The organism is Wenyingzhuangia sp. (genome assembly GCF_039768515.1).
Classification (GTDB): domain Bacteria; phylum Bacteroidota; class Bacteroidia; order Flavobacteriales; family Flavobacteriaceae; genus Wenyingzhuangia.
Genome location: NZ_JBDNAI010000023.1, coordinates 1 through 17,745, shown reverse-complemented (window position 1 = coordinate 17,745; position 17,745 = coordinate 1). Strand labels below are relative to the sequence as shown.

Genomic DNA, 17,745 nt, shown 5'->3' with positions numbered 1-17,745 from the left:
TGGTTAAAGCATTACAAACCTGAAATCTTTAAGAAGATAAAATATTCGTTGCATTTGCCGCAGTACTTAAGCTATGTGTTTACTGGAGTGCCTTTGAGCGAATATACCAGTATAGGTTGTCATACTTCTTTATGGAATTATGAAACTAGAGATTATCAAGATTGGGTATACAAGGAAGAAATAAACAAAATTTTACCTCCTATTGTTTCTACAGAAACCAGTCTTAATATCAATTACAATGGTAAGAGAATCAAAATTGGGGTGGGAATACATGATAGTTCGTCTGCACTTTTGCCTTATGTCAGAAGTGTAAATAAACCATTTGTGCTTGTTTCAACAGGTACTTGGAGTATTGCATTAAATCCATTTACAAACAAACCACTTACTTTAGAAGACGTCAATTCCGATTGTTTAAATTACATGAGGATAAACGGGAAACCTGTAAAGTCTTCTAGGTTGTTCTTAGGGAATGAGTACAAACTTCAAGTTCAAGAACTAACAAACAAATATGGTGTTGATGATGACTACCATAAGACTGTTGCATTTGATGATCAAGTTTACAGTGAAATCATAGCTGATTTTAAACATTCATTCAAGTGGAAGTCATTTGAGCATCACAAAATGCCAGACAAAACTTCTTACTCCTACCCTAACTTTGATCATGCATATCATCACTTAATGATAGAATTGACTCAGCTACAAGTTGAAAATATAAGAAGAATTTCTGCAGATCAAAACATAGGGCGATTGTATGTAGATGGTGGCTTTACCGACAATGAGTTGTATATAAAATTGTTGTCTCACTACATAAGAGACATGAAATTAAGAACTACTAAGGCTTCTTTGGGTTCAGCATTAGGAGCAGCTATTGCAATATCGGATACCAAATTAAATTCAAAATTTTTAAAGAAAAATTACGCGCTTAAAAAGCATGTACCTACCATAGTGAATTAATAGTACTCGTAATTTTTTCCTAAAATAAATTAAAAAACTCAGCTTCTTAAAGCTGAGTTTTTTAATTTTAACAATAGTGTAATCTTTTGGTAAAATCGGTATAGTACAGGATAGTAGGTCATCCCTAAAACCATATTTTGTGGTTTCGTATTGATACGATAATTAATTTTTAAAGATAAAGTAAAAAAAGATATGAGTGAAACATCAATAGAGATTGAGTCTGCTGGAGGCAGTGAGTTTGAGAGAATACCGGTACCCGGATCAAAATTAAAGGGTTGGAAGTCCTTTTTAGGAATGTATGCTGGAGAGCATGCTGCAGGAACTGAATTTATGATTGGTCCTTTGTTTTTAGCAGCAGGAGCCAGTCTAAAAGATTTGATCTTTGGATTGCTTATTGGAAACATTCTCGCTATACTAACCTGGCGTTATATCGTGGCACCCATTGCCGTTTCAAGCAAATTGACCTTGTATTACCAATTAGAAAAAATAGCGGGTAAACACTTGGTGAAAGTTTACAATGTTGTAAATGGTGTGCTCTTTTGTTTCTTGGCAGGGGCGATGATTACGGTTTCTGCTAGTGCTGTGGGTATTCCTTTTGACATTAGTTTTTCTGTTCCTGAAAATATTTTTGGATTGAGTACTCCTGCTTTTTCAACGATTGTTGTAATTGTAGGTTTGGTGATGACGGTTGTTGCTGCTGCGGGTTACAATACCGTTTCTAAGTTTGCTAATATTGCTGCACCTTGGATGATTGTAGTGTTTGCAGCTTGTGGATTGTCTGCACTTTCGCAAATGCAGGTTGATTCTTGGGATAGTTTATTAGCAGAGTGGGATAAAGGTGTAAGTATTGTTCAATCTGCTAATGGTAAGGTTGATTTCGGATTTTGGAAGATTGTTGTTTTTTCATGGTTGTGTAATGCTGCGATGCATTTTGGAATGGCAGATTTAACAATCATGCGCTTTGCAAAAGATAGTCGTGCGGGATGGGGCCCTTCTATAGGAATGTTTCTAGGTCATTACATGGCATGGATTTGTGCTTCATTTATGTTAGCAGCACAAATTAAATTAACAGGCGATGTTTCTGCAAATCCAGGTGCTTTGGCATGGAGTGCAGTAGGCTGGACGGGTATTATCTGTGTTATTGTAGCAGGCTGGACAACGGCTAACCCTACAATTTATAGAGCGGGTCTTGCATTTCAGAGTCTTTTTCCTGCTAATGCCAAAGCATACTCAGGGGTTATTTTAGCGGGTATCATTGCAACTGCAGCAGGTATTTTTCCTTCTTTATCGGGTAAATTATTAGACTTTGTAGGATTGTATGGTGCTATTTTAGGACCAATGGGAGGTGTGATTTTTGTAAATCACTATCTGGCAAAAAAAATGAACTTCACACAAGATTATGCAGAAGAAAAAAATACTGGGTTTAATGTAGCGGTCTTACTGGCTTGGTTAATTCCTGTTGCTCTAGGATTATATTTCATCTTTGGACAGGGCTTATTCCCTGCTTATGCGGTAATACCAGCTTGGATTGCTTCAAGTCTTTTGTATGTAATTATTATGAAACTTCAAAAATCTTAAAATCATGAAAATACTAAAATTAATTAGTGGGATATCAATAGGTGTTTTGATCTTATTGGTCAGTATATTTTCTTTCTTAGGGACAATAGAAACTTCAACGATGAATCTTCTTCTTTTGATAGGAACCATTCTGTGGTTTGCTGTTACCCCTTTTTGGATGAAGGAGGAGTAATGTCTATAGGGTCTTCCCTTTTGTCAAATAAACATTGAATCTAGCTACACCTTATTATAATAAGAGGTAGCTAGATTTTTTTTTAAGTCTATCAACTGCTTAGCCTTTACCTTGTATTGTTCTTATCCCTCTTAGTTGTGCTTTTGTTTTATCCCAAGACCATTAAACCTATCTTTTGTATGAATTCATAGTTACCTTTAATCTTTAATTTTACGGTTAGCACACTTCAATAACAACAAAACTCTTAGAATGAGCCTTGTTCTTCATTCTGTTTTATAACATGATAGTCGTGTCTTCTATTTCTTGACTTTTTAGGTTCCTACCAGTCAAGAAATGGTGAAGAGGTGCTTCTTGTATTTGAAAAGAATTGTAAAGGCCTAATGTGCCCTAGAGCACATACTCACCAATGAGTCTAACCAGTAGCTCATTCAATTTTTCAACAGAAAATTCACCAATAGTGGGTTCCAAATGGTCATTTCCTACCCCACTATCATCGGTGATAAAAACATAAGTTCCGTTGGTAAGTATTGCAAAGGAGCGCATTAAATATTCAGTTGATTTATCAACACCTGATGCTGTGATGGGTATTATCTTTATCCCTTTTTCTGCTGCCTTAATTAAATTTAATTCCATCGATGAAACAGCTTCTTGAGTATAGTGTGGGGGTGCATCTAACAACAAAAACAAGATACGGGCAGATGCATTGTTGTTCCATGAGTTTTGCGTTATGGCAACATCCAATGCCGTGTGGACTGCCTCTGGAAAATCACCACCACCCTGTGCCGACTGTTCTGAGATGAACGAAATCAGACGAGTTTCGTCGTCAGTAAAATCAAAAGAGCGGGTAACATATTCATCACCTTCATCTCTGTAGAATACAGACCCAAAACGCATTTCTAGAGAGGGGTTGTTTTCTTTTATTTGTTCAATGACATTGTTTAATTCCGCTTTTAAATAATCAATCTCATCGCTCATCGAACCTGTTGCATCTACTGCAAAATAGAGGTCAATTATTTTTTTGTTATCGGTGGTTTGATCTAAAACGACACTGTTAATACTAGAATCATAGGCTAGGGCTTCTACTACTTTTTCAGTATCCTTGTATTTGACTATGGCTGTGAGATTGTTTAGTCCCAAGTCAGACCAAAGGGTAGCCTTCCCTTTGTTGTCTGTTCTTACTTTCCATACTTCTTCTTCTCCAGAGAGAAGAATGATTTCAGCATTGGGAACAGGCAATTCTTTGGGGTCTTTAACAATAAAGCTGTACCTTTTTATTTCTTTTAAATTCCATTTGTTTACATCTTCAAAATATTCTTGGTTTTTCAATAAATCATTCCAGAAATCCCAGTGCTCAAGATCATTCCATTCTCCAGCGGTTAAAATTCCAGGTTCGAATTGTCCTTTTGAATCCCCATGACCCGAAGCACCAGAACCTGTACTTGTACTTCCTGATGAGGCTCTTGAGTCCTCAGCTAAAGTCATATGGACACCTTCCTCTGAACCACTATTAGAGGCTGAAGGTTCAGGCTCATTTACTTGCTCAAATAAACTTGTTTTTCCCTGTGCTTTTTCACGCGGTATCGCCTCTTCTTTCGTGCAACTCACGAAAAGCATTAGCACTCCTGCTAAAATTATTTTTATCAATGGTTTATGGTGCTTCATCACAAACGGTTTTTATTAGAGTTAGATTTTATTTGGAATGGTTTTATGTTTCATTATTTCCATACGTTTGGACGGAATAGAAAACTCAAACAGAGTCAAACCATCTTTTTGTAGGTTCAAGTTACGAAAATTTACAAGATTTAAGGACTGTTTATAATCCTAGCTTTAGAGTGTGATCATGGTACAGCATAATGAAGTGCTCTTAATGTTAGCTAGTGACTACAAGCAATCATGTTATACCCAGTGCTCTCGATCCAAACTACGGTACTGAATCGCTTCTGCTATGTGCTGCGATTGGATTTGTTCAGCATTGTCTAGGTCTGCAATAGTTCTGCTAACTTTTAAAATTCTATCGTAAGCTCTAGCCGAAAGGTTTAATGACTCCATAGCCTTTTTGAGTAAGTTTTTGGTATCTATATCTAATCTGCAATATTTTTTGATATGCTTGACATCCATTTGTGCGTTGTAGTGAATATTCATTTGATGTTCATATCTTTCCGTTTGCATGTTTCGTGCTTGTTGTACTCTTTTCTTAATCACTTTGCTCTTTTCAGCAGGGATATCATTGCTTAGCTTCTCAAATGGAACAGGATTTACTTCAATATGTAAATCAATACGATCTAATAGGGGGTCTGATACTTTATTAAGGTATTTTTTAACTTCTAAGGAGGAGGATTGGATTTTGTTATCATTATTGATGAAATCTCCACTAGGAGACGGGTTCATACTAGCGATTAGCATAAAACTACTGGGGTAAGTAATCGTAAATTTTGCCCTAGAAATAGTTACTTCTCTATCCTCAAGTGGTTGTCTCATCACTTCTAGTACACTTCTTTTGAACTCTGGTAATTCATCCAAGAACAGCACACCATTATGAGCCAATGATATTTCACCAGGTTGCGGATATTGACCTCCGCCTACCAATGCCACATCAGAAACAGTATGGTGTGGAGCTCTAAAAGGGCGTTCTAAAATCAACCCTTCTTTGTTTTTGGTATTTCCTGCTACAGAATGAATTTTTGTGGTTTCAATAGCTTCGTGTAAAGACATAGAGGGAAGAATACTTGGTAGTCTTTTAGCTAGCATAGTTTTTCCGGAGCCAGGAGGTCCAATTAGTAAAATATTGTGTCCCCCCGAAGCAGCAATTTCAAGTGCACGTTTCACAGATTCTTGCCCTTTAACATCCATAAAGTCAAAAGAAAATTTATTTTCAATTTCACTTAAGTATTTTTGGGTATCAAATACTAGAGGGGTAAAATCTTTATGATGGTTTAAAAAATCAATCACTTCGCTTAAGTCTTTCAATCCATAAACTTCAAAATCGTCTATCAAAGCGGCTTCTTTGGCATTGTTTAAGGGTAGTATAATCCCTTTAAAACCCTGTTTTTTGGCTTCAATAGCTATAGGTAAGACTCCTTTTATTGCTTGTAAACTTCCGTCTAAAGAAAGTTCACCCATGATCATAAATTCTTTTAGTTTGCTGCTGTCAATTTGTTTAGAAGCCGCTAGAATTCCGATAGCCAGCGAGAGATCATAGGCGGTACCTTCTTTTCGCATATCTGCGGGAGCCATATTGATGGTGATTTTTTTACCCGGGAAGTGAAGTTGATTGTTTTTTAAGGCCGCATGAATTCTAAAGTTACTTTCTTTAACAGCATTGTCTGGCAGGCCAACCAAATGGTAGCCAATTCCACTGTCAATATTCACTTCTATCGTAATAATGGTAGCATCTACCCCTAAAAATGAGGCAGCAAAAACTTTTTCTAGCATAGCAAATTTCTTTTTCTATACTACAAGTTAAAAAAATAAATTTTTAAAAGTTTTATAGGAAACCTAATTCTTGTGCTTTCTTAGAAAGTTCCACTAAATTTTTTACGTCAAGCTTCTTCATCAGATTAAAACGATGCGTTTCTATGGTGCGTTTGCTCTTTCCTAATTTATCGGCAATTTCTATATTGGTAAAGCCATTGAGGATGAATTCAAGAATTTCAATCTCCTTTCTTGTTAGTTTAGAATGCTCTCCGGGGTTAAAAGGCGTTGATTTTGTTGATACAGTGCCACTGATCAAACTATTTACAATGGCATTTGTGGTGTCACCACTAAAATATTTACCACCGCTGTTCACGTTTGTAATCGCTTTTACAAACTCTTCTTTGTTCGTGTCTTTTAACAAATAACCACTAGCACCGGCAGCAATTGCTTTTAAGATATACTCTTCAGAATCGTGCATGGAAAGGATGATGCATTTGGTGTTTGTTCCTAATTCACGAAGTTTAGCAACTGCATCAATTCCGTTCATCAAAGGCATTCGAACGTCAATAATTAAGATATCTGGATTTAACTTTAGGGTCAAATCAATCCCTTCTTGTCCATTGGTACCCTCACCAACAACGGTAAAATTTGATTCGCTTTCTAAAAGAGATTTTAAACCGTTTCTAACAAGTAAATGGTCATCTACCAATAAAATATTAATTTGACTCATTTGGGAATAGGACTTAATTTTAGCTATAAAATTAAAAGAAAATACTCAATTATAATCAAAGTCTTAATGTTTTTTTAAACGGTTTCCTATTAAATGTTTTTGGTTTTCACTTGACCTGTTTAGAATCTTGATTGAGGTGGGTTATAATTTGTCATTTGCTGTTTTAGAGGATTTTATTTGATCCTATTTTTAGTTAGCGTAAATATGACTAATTTTACAAAAAACAAGAACAGTATATGAAGTTCAATCAAGCCATCACTCTTATAGATCAAGCCAATAAAAAAGATCCGAATATAGAAGAGTACAATGGGGTAGCCTATCCAAAAGAATATATTTATGGTGTTCGTATGTCTGAGCGATTAGAGGTGTTTTTACCAAATGCGCCTGAATCTTTGAGATTAGCAGCCAGATGCCAGCACATTTGTAGGTGGGAAATTCCAAGAAATGCATATCCAATGGATAGAGTAGGGTATCTGACTTGGAGGAATGATTTAAAAAAGTTACATGCAAAAAAAGCCTCTGAGATTCTAAGTTCTGTCGGCTATAATCAAGATCTTATTGATGAAGTTCAAATGATGTTGTTGAAAAAACAGTTAAAAAAGAATGAGCTCACTCAAGCCATAGAAGATGTTATTTGCTTGGTTTTTTTAGAATTCTATTTCGATAATTTCATAGGAAAACATAAGGAAGATAAAATCATAGATATTGTTCAAAAAACTTGGGTTAAAATGTCAGAAAAAGGGCATGATGCTGCTTTAGCATTGTCTTTTTCTGAAATAGGGTTGGCCATGGTTCAAAAAGCTTTAGCGTAAATTGGGATTACTAGATACATATTTGTCAGACAGAGAGCGATCCACCTTACAGCGAAGACGTTCTCAAATATCGGGTGCATTTTTTTTGCTTTTTGTCGTGGTCATTGTCATGAGCTATATTTTGCAAAATCAACTGTCAGAGACTGATAACGTTCGAATGACCAAAGAAGATATTAGTCATTTAAAAACCACTCTTGGGTTATTGTTTTTATTTATATTGGTTTATCTGGGTTGGATTTTGTTCAAATTGATAAGACCCACCTATATCAGTTATTTAGATTTGATTACGGATTTATTGGCGATAAAGAACAATATAGATGTAAGCAACAGACCTCTATCATCAAGAGAGAACACCCTTTTGAGGTATAGGGAGTTAAATTTTGCAGTGAATAACGCTGTTTTATATGCCACCATTACTGATGAAAATAGAATTGCTTATATCAGTAAAAAGTTTGAAGAGTATCTTGGGCACGAAGAAGATTTGACCTTTAGAAAGTTTGAAGAAGTTCTTACGGATCATCACAGTCAACAGTATAAAATTAAAAAGATAATCAGTACAGCCTCAGAAGAACTCGTCAATAAAGAGTTGCGATTGATCAATCAGGCAGGGGAAGTTTTTTGGATGGAAATTTCTATAATCAATATGGATAATCTAAAAAACTCCAGGCGTAGATTGATTGTTTGTCATGACATCACCAAGCGAAAGAATGCGGGTATGGAAATGCAGCGTGTGAATAGGGATAAGTTTGAAGCAGAGGTCCAATCTCAAAAAGACTTGTCTCAACAAATCATGACTGCCCAGGAAGACGAGCGCAAAAGAATTGCACAAGACATTCACGATGGTATTGGACAAATGTTAACCGCCCTAAGGTTTAGTATAGATGGAATAGATTTTTCTAATCAAGAGAAAGCAGAGGACAGTTTGCATGCGTTAAAAGAAGTTTTTGGTCAATTGATAAAAGACGTAAGGTCAGTAACCTTCAGTTTGGCGCCACCAGAACTGACGGATCATGGCGTGGCTTCTGCCATAAGAAAAATGAGTAATATGGTTGGGGATTATACTGGGCAGAAAGTTTTGTATGAAAACATTTCTGAATTCAATATGCGCCTGCAGAATAATGTGGAAGTGAATATTTATCGTGTGGTTCAAGAGGCGATTAACAATGCTTTAAAATACTCAAAGTCCAAATACATTTTGATTACTTTAGATCATACCGATTCTTACTTAAAAATTAAAGTAAAAGACGACGGAATTGGTTTTGATCCTACCGAGAAAAACAGCTACGAGGGTACAGGGAACGGATTGATTTTTATGAAAGAAAGAGTCGGCTACATTGATGGCGAGCTAAGAATTTCATCGGAAAAAGGTCAAGGGACTACCGTACATATTGTGGTACCCATTTAGTAGTGTTATTTGCTTTTGAATAGACTTATCAGAAGTGCTAAATTTCTTTATTTAACATTTTCCACAATTCGTCTTTTAATGCCACAATTCCAGTATTTGCGATAGAAGAGATAAAAAGAGTTTTAACTCCTTCAGGTAGTTCTTCTTCCATTTCTGCTTTCAGTTCTTCATCGAGCATGTCAGATTTTGTAATGGCTAAGATTCTATCTTTGTGTAGCAATTCTGGATTGTGCAATTTTAGTTCATTCAATAGGATTTTATAATCAGTCCTGATGTCATCAGAATCTGCAGGAATCATAAATAACAAGGTAGAATTGCGTTCAATATGTCTTAAAAAGTAATGACCTAATCCTTTTCCTTCATTCGCTCCTTCAATAATTCCAGGGATGTCAGCCATAACAAAACTTTGATAGTCTCTGTAGTCTACAATCCCTACATTTGGTTTGATGGTGGTAAAAGCATAATCTGCAATTTTTGGCTTGGCAGCACTTACCACAGAAAGTAAAGTAGATTTACCTGCATTTGGAAAACCGACCAGACCTACGTCTGCTAATATTTTCAGTTCTATTTGAAACCATCCGTCAACAATGGGCATTCCTGGTTGCGCGTATCTCGGCGTTTGATTTGTCGCGCTCTTAAAATGCCAGTTCCCAAGTCCACCTTTTCCTCCTTCAACTAAAATGACTTCTTGTTTGTCTTCTGTGATTTCAAATAAAATTTCTTGTGTATCCGCATCACGGACAATCGTCCCCAAAGGCACTTCTAAATACTTATCTTCACCATCTGCTCCTGTACTTCTACTAGAGCTACCAGCACCACCATGACCCGCTCTAGAATGTTTTAAAAAGCGCAAATGATGCAGCGTCCACATTCCTTTGTTTCCACGTAAAATTACATGACCACCACGACCTCCGTCTCCACCGTCAGGCCCCCCTTTTTCCACAAATTTTTCTCGGTGTAGATGCATGGATCCCTGCCCTCCTTTTCCAGAGGCAGCGTATATTTTAATATAATCTATAAAATTCCCGTCAGTCATAATTGTAGCTGTTATCTATTGTCTAACTCAGTCGATAGCAATGAATATTTAAAGAAAAAGCTATTAGCGTTTAATACATAAACGCTAATAGCAGTCTGCTATTGATGAATAGCTGTTTATAGTGAATCAATCACTGTCGAAATTAACGCGGTAATCCCTTCAATAGAGCCAACGCCATTAATTCCATAATATTTGTCTTGTTTCTCGTAATATCCTTTTACAGGTGCAGTTTCGGTGTTGTAGGTGTCTATTCTTTTTTGAATCACTACTGGGTCTGCGTCATCTGCTCGCCCACTTGTTTTCGCTCTTTCAGTTAATCGGTTTTTTAATTCTTGTTCATCAACTTCTAAGGCAATCATACCGTTAATTCCTGCATCCTTCTTTGCTAAGAAAGTGTCTAGAGCTGCCGCCTGAGATCCAGTCCTTGGAAATCCATCAAAAATGAATCCATTTGCTTCTGAATTTTTGTCTACTTCAGCCTCTAACATGTTAATGGTTACTTCGTCCGGAACCAACTGTCCTTTTTCTATGTAAGATTTGGCGAGGATTCCTAATTCAGTATCATTTTTCATGTTAAATCGGAACACATCTCCTGTTGAAATGTGGACCAGATTGTATTTGTCTTTTAGAACCTCAGCTTGAGTTCCTTTTCCTGCTCCCGGAGGGCCAAATAAAACAATGTTTTTCATCTAAATCTGTTTAAATTCCTGTATGCCAGAAAATAGTAATTACTTTATCAAGTATGCAAAGGTACATATATCCGTTTAATTCTTCCGAAAAAGTGTCATGAAACTTCTACGACTCTTTTAGCGCATAAACTTCAGGAAGACCTCTCCCCATGCCGTCGTAATCCATTCCATACCCTAAAATGAATGTGTTTGGAATTTCTATACCAATGTAATCAATATTGATTTTTTTGTTGTAAACAGTAGGTTTCAAGAATAAAGTAGCGACTTTTATTTTTTTCGCTCCATTTTGTTTCAGGAGTTCAATAATTTTTTCTAGGGTGTTTCCTGTGTCTATGATATCTTCTATCACCACCACTGTTTTGTGGGTCAAATCTTCATTTAATCCAATGATTTCATTAACGATCCCTGTAGATTGTGTTTGTTCATAAGAGGCTAGTTTGATAAAACTAATTTCACAAGGCTGATCGTATGCTCTTACTAGATCACTGCAAAACACAAACGCACCGTTCAAGATTCCGAGAAACAATGGGGTCTCATCTTTGTGATCAGTCCTGATGTCCTTTGCCATTTTTTCTACGGCTTTGCTAAGCTCCTCTTTTGTTATGTAGGGCTCAAAAAATTTATTCTTGATTTGTAACATTTATATGGATATTTACAAAAAAACCGTTCTAAAGATAGAACGGTTTTTTTGTTATAAAAATAAGCAGTTTATTGTTTGCTAGATTTTTTATTTACAGTGTCATACATGATCGGTGATGCGATAAACAATGAAGAATAAGTACCTACAATTACACCAATAATTAAGGCAAACATAAATCCTTTAATGCTGTCTCCACCAAATAGGAAAATAGCAATCAATACTACTAGAGTAGTAATAGAAGTGTTGATGGTACGTCCTAAAGTAGAACTTAATCCTTTGTTTACTACAGCTAAGAATGACCATTTCTTGTGCTCGTTAGAATATTCACGGATTCTATCAAAAATAACCACAGTATCATTTAAAGAATAACCTACGACGGTTAAGATCGCAGCAATAAACGCTTGATCTATTTCCATGTCAAATGGCATTAATCTATAGGTAATAGAGAATACAGAGAGTACAACGAGTACATCATGGAAAACAGCAACTACAGCACCTAGTGAGTATTCCCACTTCTTAAATCTTAGTAAAATATACAAGAAGACCCCAAGAAGAGAACCAAATATAGCCCATCCTGCAGCTTCTTTGATGTCATCAGCAATGGTTGGTTCAACTTTCGCAGAAGATAATATTCCAGTGTCTTGACCAATAAATCCACCCTTAAACTTTTCAATAGTTGTTCCTTCTGGGAAGAATTGTTTCAAACCGTTAAACAATGCGGTTTCTACTTGTCCATCTGTAGCAGCACCTTCTTGATCGATTAGATATTTGGTTGTGATTTTTAATTGGTTGCTGTTTCCGTATGTTTTCACTTCGGGAGCAGATCCAAAAAATGCTTTCAGTGATTCAGTAGCTTCAATAGGCTTTATGCTTTGATCAAAGCGAACAGTGTAGGTTCTTCCTCCAACAAAGTCAACGCCATAATTTAGTCCATTGGTAAATAGAGAACCGATACCTGTAAGGATAATAAGGGCTGAAACTAGATATGCTTTTTTTCGTTTTTGTAAGAATTCAATATCAATACCTGTAAACCAGTTTTTTGTTGTTCCAGTGTTGAATGCCAGAGTTTTTCCTTTTGCCGTAGCTGCATCCAAAAGCAATCTGGTGATAAATATGGCAGAGAACAAAGAAGTTAAAATACCAACAATTAAAGTAAATGCAAATCCTTGGATAGGTCCTGTTCCGAAAACGTACAAAATACCACCTGTTAAAAGTGTGGTTACGTTTGCGTCTAAAATAGCAGACAAAGCCCCTTTGATACTAAATCCTCTATCAATAGCACCATTGATTCCTTTACCGCTTCTAAGATTTTCCTTGATGCTTTCGAAGATAATAACGTTTGCATCAACAGACATTCCAATGGTTAAAATAATACCAGCAATCCCAGGCAATGTCAGTACGGCTCCAAATGATGTAAGCACTCCAAAAATAAAGATGATGTTTACCAATAAAGCAATATCAGCATACCATCCTGCTTTTCCGTAGTATAAAATCATCCAAGCCAACACAAGGATAATAGCAATAGCGAAGGAAATTAAGGAAGCATTGATTGCCTCTTGACCTAGAGAAGGTCCAACAATTTCGGATTGAATAATGTGAGCGGCAGCTGGTAGTTTACCTGCTTTTAAAACATTTGCCAAATCGGTAGCTTCTTCGATAGTAAAGTTACCTGAGATAGAAGTTCTTCCTCCAGTGATGGCATCGTTTACTCTAGGCGCCGTGTAAACATAGTTGTCTAAAACAACAGCTACAAATTTACCAACATTTGCGCCTGTCATTTTTGCCCATAGTTTGGAACCATTTCCGTTCATCGTCATGCTTACCTCAGGATTTGCTCCTAGTTGATCAAACTGTTGGCTTGCATCAGAGATGACATCTCCCTCTATAGGCGCTTGATCATTTCTGTTAGATTTGATTGCGTATAATGGTAGTACATCGTTAGTAGATTTGGCATCCCATAAAAACTTAGCGTACTTGTAATCTCCTGTAAGTAAAGCTCTAACGTCTTTGTTGTTTAAGTATTCGTTTACTTTGGCAGTATCTTTCACTGCGGCATATCCAATAACAGAAGAGACTTGACCAGTAGGCTGTAAATAGCTAAATAAACTAGATTTTAGATTTGAAATAGAATCAGTTTCTGTTTCAACAGCTCCTAATAAATCATCAATTGAGTCTTCTGATGTTTTTTCTTCCTTTGCAACTTCTACTTTCTCTTTTGGAGTTTCAGCTGCGATCATTTCAGTTACTTTTTGATTGGCAGCGATTAAGAATTGAACCAATTCTTGACCTGTGTATACTTCCCAGAACTGTAATTCTGCTGTAGATTGTAATAATTTTTTAACACGCTCCACATCTTTAGCTCCTGGTAATTCTATGAGGATTCTTCCAGAAGTACCAATTCTTTGAATGTTGGGTTGTGTAACCCCGAATTTATCAATACGAGAACGTAATACTTGAAAAGCAGTAGAGATAGAGGCATCGATTTCTCCAGCGATGATATCTTTAGCTTCACTATTAGATGTATTGAACGTTATTTTTTCACGTAAATTTTTAGTTCCAAAAATAGAAGGATCACTTAGTTTGGTTTCTCCAGCAATTTTTTCAAATTCTTGATAAAACAAATCAAAGTAGCTATTTGAAGAGTTTTTTTGAGCAATTGAAGCTGCGTCTAGTGCTTTGTTGAAGACAGGGTTTTTGGAGTCATTAGACAATCCAATTAAGATGTCTTTTACAGAAACTTGTAGCGTTGCGTTAATTCCACCTTTTAAATCTAGACCTAAGTTGATTTCTTTGTCCTTAATGTCATTGTAGGTGTAATCTCCAAACCCTAATACACCAGGAATATTGGCAACAGAATCAAGATATTTCTTTTCTTGTTTGGCAATTTCTCTTCCGTCGTTTTCTTCTGCGTTTGCTTTTGCATATGTCAGTGCCTCTTTTTCTACTTTGTTCGCGAAAAAAGTAAAAGATAAAGAGTATAAGCTTGCCAGTCCAAAAAGGATGGCGAATAATCTAATAAGTCCTTTGTTTTGCATTTTTATGTATGTTTTCTCTTGGTATTTTTATGTAAGTCAGCAAATATAATATTTCAACTTAATAAAGTCTAATTTTAGCAATGAATTGTTGAAATATTCATAATGATGAATCTATTGAGGGGTTATAGAACCCTGTAAACACTTAGTTTGTCTGCCTAAAGTAAGTGCTTTACTTCATCAAAATTTAGCCCTCCGTAATTCCCTGAACTCATCAATACAGTCGCACTATTTTCCATATTTCGTTGGAACAAGAAGTTTTTGAAGTCCTCGGGATTTGTATAAATAATCAGGTCGTCTCTTTCAAAAGCGTTCTTGATTTGTTGTTCAGAAATATTGTCCAATTGCTTGATGGCAACAGCCTCTGGAGCATAAAAAACCACAGCTGTATCTGCTGCGTTTAGCGCACCCTTATACTCTTTTAAAAACGCTGCATTTAAACTGCTATATGTATGTAGTTCAAGACAAGCCAATAGGTGTCTGTTCTGATATTGATGCTTAACCGCTTTCGTTGTTGCCGCTACCTTGCTTGGAGAATGCGCAAAATCTTTAAAAACAACGGCCTCTTTGTTCTCAGCTATTTTTTCTAGTCGCTTGTTGGCTCCTTTGAAACTTTCAATGGCTTCGTAAAATTCTTCTTCTCCAACCCCCATATGTAGGCAAATCCATTTGGCTCCTGCTAAGTTTTGTAAGTTGTGTTTTCCAAAAAACTCAAGCGGTAAATCGCCCTCAGGAGTATCTAAAAGCGTTGTCCCTTCTTCAATGGTATAATTAGGAGTGGTGTATGGGTATTTCTTGATGGTGTTTTTAGAGTTCTCAACTACGTTTTTCACGTGTTCATCTTCTTGGTTGTAAACCATAATTCCACCCGGGGTGATAGCGTCTGTGAAAATAGAAAACTGTTCCAAGTAATTTTCAAACGTAGGAAAAACATTGATATGGTCCCATGCGATCCCACTCATTAAGGCAATGTTAGGTTTGTACAGGTGAAATTTAGGGCGCCTGTCTATTGGGCTAGATAAATACTCATCTCCTTCTAAAACTATGAATTCATTTTCTTCGGTCAAATGTACCATGGTGTCAAAACCTTCTAGTTGTGCACCTACCATATAATCAACCTCGATTTCAAGATAGTTCATCACGTGTAGAATCATCGAAGTGATGGTTGTTTTTCCGTGAGAACCTCCAATGACTACTCTTGTTTTTTGTTTGGATTGCTCGAATAAAAATTCAGGGTACGAATAAATTTTTAGTCCTAATTCTTGTGCTCTTAAAAGTTCTACATTGTCTGGTTTGGCATGCATTCCCAAAATAACAGCATCTAGATTCGTTGTTATTTTTTCAGGATACCATCCAAAAGTTAGCGGAAGCAAGTCTTTATTTGCTAGCCTCGATTTTGAGGGTTCAAAGATGGTGTCATCACTCCCTGTAATTTGATATCCCTTGTTGTGGAGTGCAATAGCTAGGTTGTGCATGGCGCTTCCTCCGATGGCTATGAAATGTATTTTCATGGATTTGTAGTTTCAGACGAGTAGGTCTATTTACAGGGTAAATTTAATAAAAGGTGTTCATCTATGCCTTGGTTTTAGAGATTAAATATGTAAATCCATTACGATTATCAATATAACGATGGGTAGCGGTTTAAATTCTCTATGAAAAATAATTGCAAACCGCTTTTAAGAATAGTTATCTTTGTCACACAGAAATTTAGAGATCATGGACTTAAATGTAATCCCCAGAATAAAACATGCAAACAGTGACAACTTTTTCTTATTGGCTGGTCCTTGTGCCATTGAGGGAGAAGATATGGCTTTGAGCATTGCAGAGCGAGTAGTTAGTATAACAGACAAATTAAACATTCCTTATGTGTTCAAGGGGAGTTTTAAAAAAGCGAATCGCTCTAGGGTTGATAGTTTTACCGGAATAGGAGATGAAAAAGCTTTGAAAATTTTGCGTAAAGTTTCCGAAACTTTTGATGTGCCTACCGTTACAGATATTCACGAAATTTCTGATGCTGCAATGGCAGCAGAATATGTTGATGTGTTACAGATTCCTGCCTTTTTGGTTCGTCAAACAGATTTGGTGGTGGCAGCTGCTAGAACTGGAAAAGTTGTCAACTTAAAGAAAGGGCAATTTATGAGTCCAGGAGCCATGCAACATGCTGTTCAAAAAGTAAAAGATACAGGTTCAGATAAAGCCTGGGTTACAGATAGGGGGACGATGTTTGGCTATCAAGATATGGTGGTTGATTTTAGAGGAATTCCAGAAATGAGGCAATTTGCGCCAACGGTCTTAGACGTGACTCACTCTTTGCAGCAACCCAATCAAACAAGTGGAGTTACTGGAGGAAGACCAGACATGATTGGCACCATTGCTAGAGCTGGAATTGCAACTGGCGTTGATGGTTTGTTTATAGAAACTCATTTTGATCCTGCTGCGGCAAAATCTGACGGTGCGAATATGTTAGATCTTCAATATTTAGAAAAGCTATTGACAGATTTGACAGCCATTAGGAAAGTCATTAACACTCTGTAAAAAGGAGTTTTAATCATGAAATTCAGTTTAAGAGGACTGGGTTTTGTCTACCCCCTTCTTCTATTTTTTGAGTTTTAGAATCAAATCTTCTAAGCCATTTAGTTTTAACTCATAGACCTCAGACATCATTTTGCCTAGTGTTCCTGGGGGGAAACCTTTGGTTTTATACCAAACGATGTAATGTTCGGGTAGGTTAATCAAATCATAACCTTTGTATTTTCCAAATGGCATTTTAGTGTTGGCGAGTTTGATTAAATAATCTTGGTCGAACAAATTTTTCATTATTTGTATATTGCGATGGGTTATGAGGGTATAAATATATACATTTGCAAACTTCTTTGACAATATGGGGACGACTGGTTTTGACAGCGAGGTCAGTTAACTAGTAAGCATGCCGAGAGATGGAACTCTTTCTCGTAAATCGAGGTTCTAAACAAATAAACGGTGAAGAATCTTTCGCCATGGCTGCCTAATTATCCGAATTAATAGTACGATAAGGCCTAGGCTCACAAGGTGAGCAAGCTATGCATCTCCTGCCAGCGCTGATAGACCGCGTGCAATTTAGAGATGTCGTAAAAGTCTACATAGGAAACGCATTACTTAGCTGTGTTTCCGAAACTCAATAAGTTAAGCTTTGGGTAGGTCGTTTTTAGCCGGCCCACTGCCGACAATACGATAAAAACTAAGCATGTAGAAAGCTACGCAATTGCTCGTTTGGACCCGAGTTCGATTCTCGGCGTCTCCACTT

Annotated in this window: 15 protein-coding genes and 1 other RNA gene; 7 read left to right on the top strand and 9 right to left on the bottom strand. The window is 36.6% G+C overall.

The window, feature by feature from the left end; all coding sequences use genetic code 11:
- The 3 genes from ABF281_RS01875 to ABF281_RS01865 all read left to right on the top strand — a co-directional run.
- A partial coding sequence (locus tag ABF281_RS01875; protein ID WP_347180005.1) for a carbohydrate kinase occupies window positions 1-954 on the top strand: 954 nt, incomplete at its 5' end.
- A 192-nt stretch (window positions 955-1,146) separates the two neighbouring features.
- A complete protein-coding gene (locus tag ABF281_RS01870; RefSeq protein ID WP_347180004.1) occupies window positions 1,147-2,532 on the top strand; it encodes a hypothetical protein in 1,386 nt (461 codons plus the stop codon).
- 4 nt (window positions 2,533-2,536) lie between these two features.
- Entirely contained in the window at window positions 2,537-2,704 is a 168-nt protein-coding gene (locus tag ABF281_RS01865; RefSeq protein ID WP_347180003.1) for a hypothetical protein, read from the top strand.
- A gap of 387 nt (window positions 2,705-3,091) precedes the next feature.
- Here ABF281_RS01865 and ABF281_RS01860 read toward each other — a convergent pair whose 3' ends face one another.
- The 3 genes from ABF281_RS01860 to ABF281_RS01850 all read right to left on the bottom strand — a co-directional run bounded on the left by ABF281_RS01860 (window position 3,092) and on the right by ABF281_RS01850 (window position 6,848).
- The gene (locus ABF281_RS01860) at window positions 3,092-4,366 is read right to left on the bottom strand and encodes a VWA domain-containing protein (RefSeq protein ID WP_347180002.1); all 1,275 of its coding nucleotides are present in this window, start codon (window positions 4,364-4,366) and stop codon (window positions 3,092-3,094) included.
- Window positions 4,367-4,600: 234 nt separating this feature from the next.
- Window positions 4,601-6,136: a YifB family Mg chelatase-like AAA ATPase gene (locus ABF281_RS01855; RefSeq protein WP_347180001.1), complete on the bottom strand. Its 1,536-nt coding sequence runs from the start codon at window positions 6,134-6,136 to the stop codon at window positions 4,601-4,603.
- A 52-nt stretch (window positions 6,137-6,188) separates the two neighbouring features.
- The gene (locus ABF281_RS01850) at window positions 6,189-6,848 is read right to left on the bottom strand and encodes a response regulator transcription factor (protein WP_347180000.1); all 660 of its coding nucleotides are present in this window, start codon (window positions 6,846-6,848) and stop codon (window positions 6,189-6,191) included.
- A gap of 236 nt (window positions 6,849-7,084) precedes the next feature.
- Here ABF281_RS01850 and ABF281_RS01845 point away from each other — a divergent pair, with 236 nt between their 5' ends.
- Entirely contained in the window at window positions 7,085-7,660 is a 576-nt protein-coding gene (locus tag ABF281_RS01845) for a DUF4202 domain-containing protein (RefSeq protein WP_347179999.1), read from the top strand.
- 1 nt (window position 7,661) lies between these two features.
- A complete protein-coding gene (locus tag ABF281_RS01840; protein ID WP_347179998.1) occupies window positions 7,662-9,065 on the top strand; it encodes a PAS domain-containing sensor histidine kinase in 1,404 nt (467 codons plus the stop codon).
- Between the two features lie 37 nt (window positions 9,066-9,102).
- Here the strand turns inward: ABF281_RS01840 and obgE are convergent, their stop codons facing one another.
- From obgE to ABF281_RS01815, 5 genes are all read right to left on the bottom strand, one after another.
- Window positions 9,103-10,101, bottom strand: coding sequence for a GTPase ObgE (gene obgE / locus ABF281_RS01835; protein ID WP_347179997.1), 999 nt, complete (start codon window positions 10,099-10,101; stop codon window positions 9,103-9,105).
- A 116-nt stretch (window positions 10,102-10,217) separates the two neighbouring features.
- The gene (locus tag ABF281_RS01830) at window positions 10,218-10,790 is read right to left on the bottom strand and encodes an adenylate kinase (protein WP_347179996.1); all 573 of its coding nucleotides are present in this window, start codon (window positions 10,788-10,790) and stop codon (window positions 10,218-10,220) included.
- Between the two features lie 106 nt (window positions 10,791-10,896).
- The gene (gene hpt, locus ABF281_RS01825; protein WP_347179995.1) at window positions 10,897-11,430 is read right to left on the bottom strand and encodes a hypoxanthine phosphoribosyltransferase; all 534 of its coding nucleotides are present in this window, start codon (window positions 11,428-11,430) and stop codon (window positions 10,897-10,899) included.
- A 68-nt stretch (window positions 11,431-11,498) separates the two neighbouring features.
- Window positions 11,499-14,465 carry a protein translocase subunit SecDF gene (secDF, locus tag ABF281_RS01820; protein WP_347179994.1) on the bottom strand — a complete coding sequence of 989 codons (2,967 nt, stop codon included), beginning with the start codon at window positions 14,463-14,465 and terminating at the stop codon, window positions 11,499-11,501.
- Window positions 14,466-14,620: 155 nt separating this feature from the next.
- Window positions 14,621-15,973: a Mur ligase family protein gene (locus ABF281_RS01815; protein ID WP_347179993.1), complete on the bottom strand. Its 1,353-nt coding sequence runs from the start codon at window positions 15,971-15,973 to the stop codon at window positions 14,621-14,623.
- 205 nt (window positions 15,974-16,178) lie between these two features.
- On the opposite strand from ABF281_RS01815, the gene kdsA reads away from it, so the two are divergent.
- The gene (gene kdsA / locus ABF281_RS01810) at window positions 16,179-16,997 is read left to right on the top strand and encodes a 3-deoxy-8-phosphooctulonate synthase (RefSeq protein WP_347180006.1); all 819 of its coding nucleotides are present in this window, start codon (window positions 16,179-16,181) and stop codon (window positions 16,995-16,997) included.
- Between the two features lie 60 nt (window positions 16,998-17,057).
- On the opposite strand, the gene ABF281_RS01805 is transcribed toward kdsA, so the two are convergent.
- On the bottom strand, window positions 17,058-17,279 hold the full coding sequence (locus ABF281_RS01805) for a DUF3820 family protein (protein WP_347179992.1): 222 nt from the start codon (window positions 17,277-17,279) through the stop codon (window positions 17,058-17,060).
- 66 nt (window positions 17,280-17,345) lie between these two features.
- Between ABF281_RS01805 and ssrA the strand changes: the two genes are divergently transcribed.
- Window positions 17,346-17,745: a transfer-messenger RNA gene (gene ssrA, locus ABF281_RS01800) on the top strand.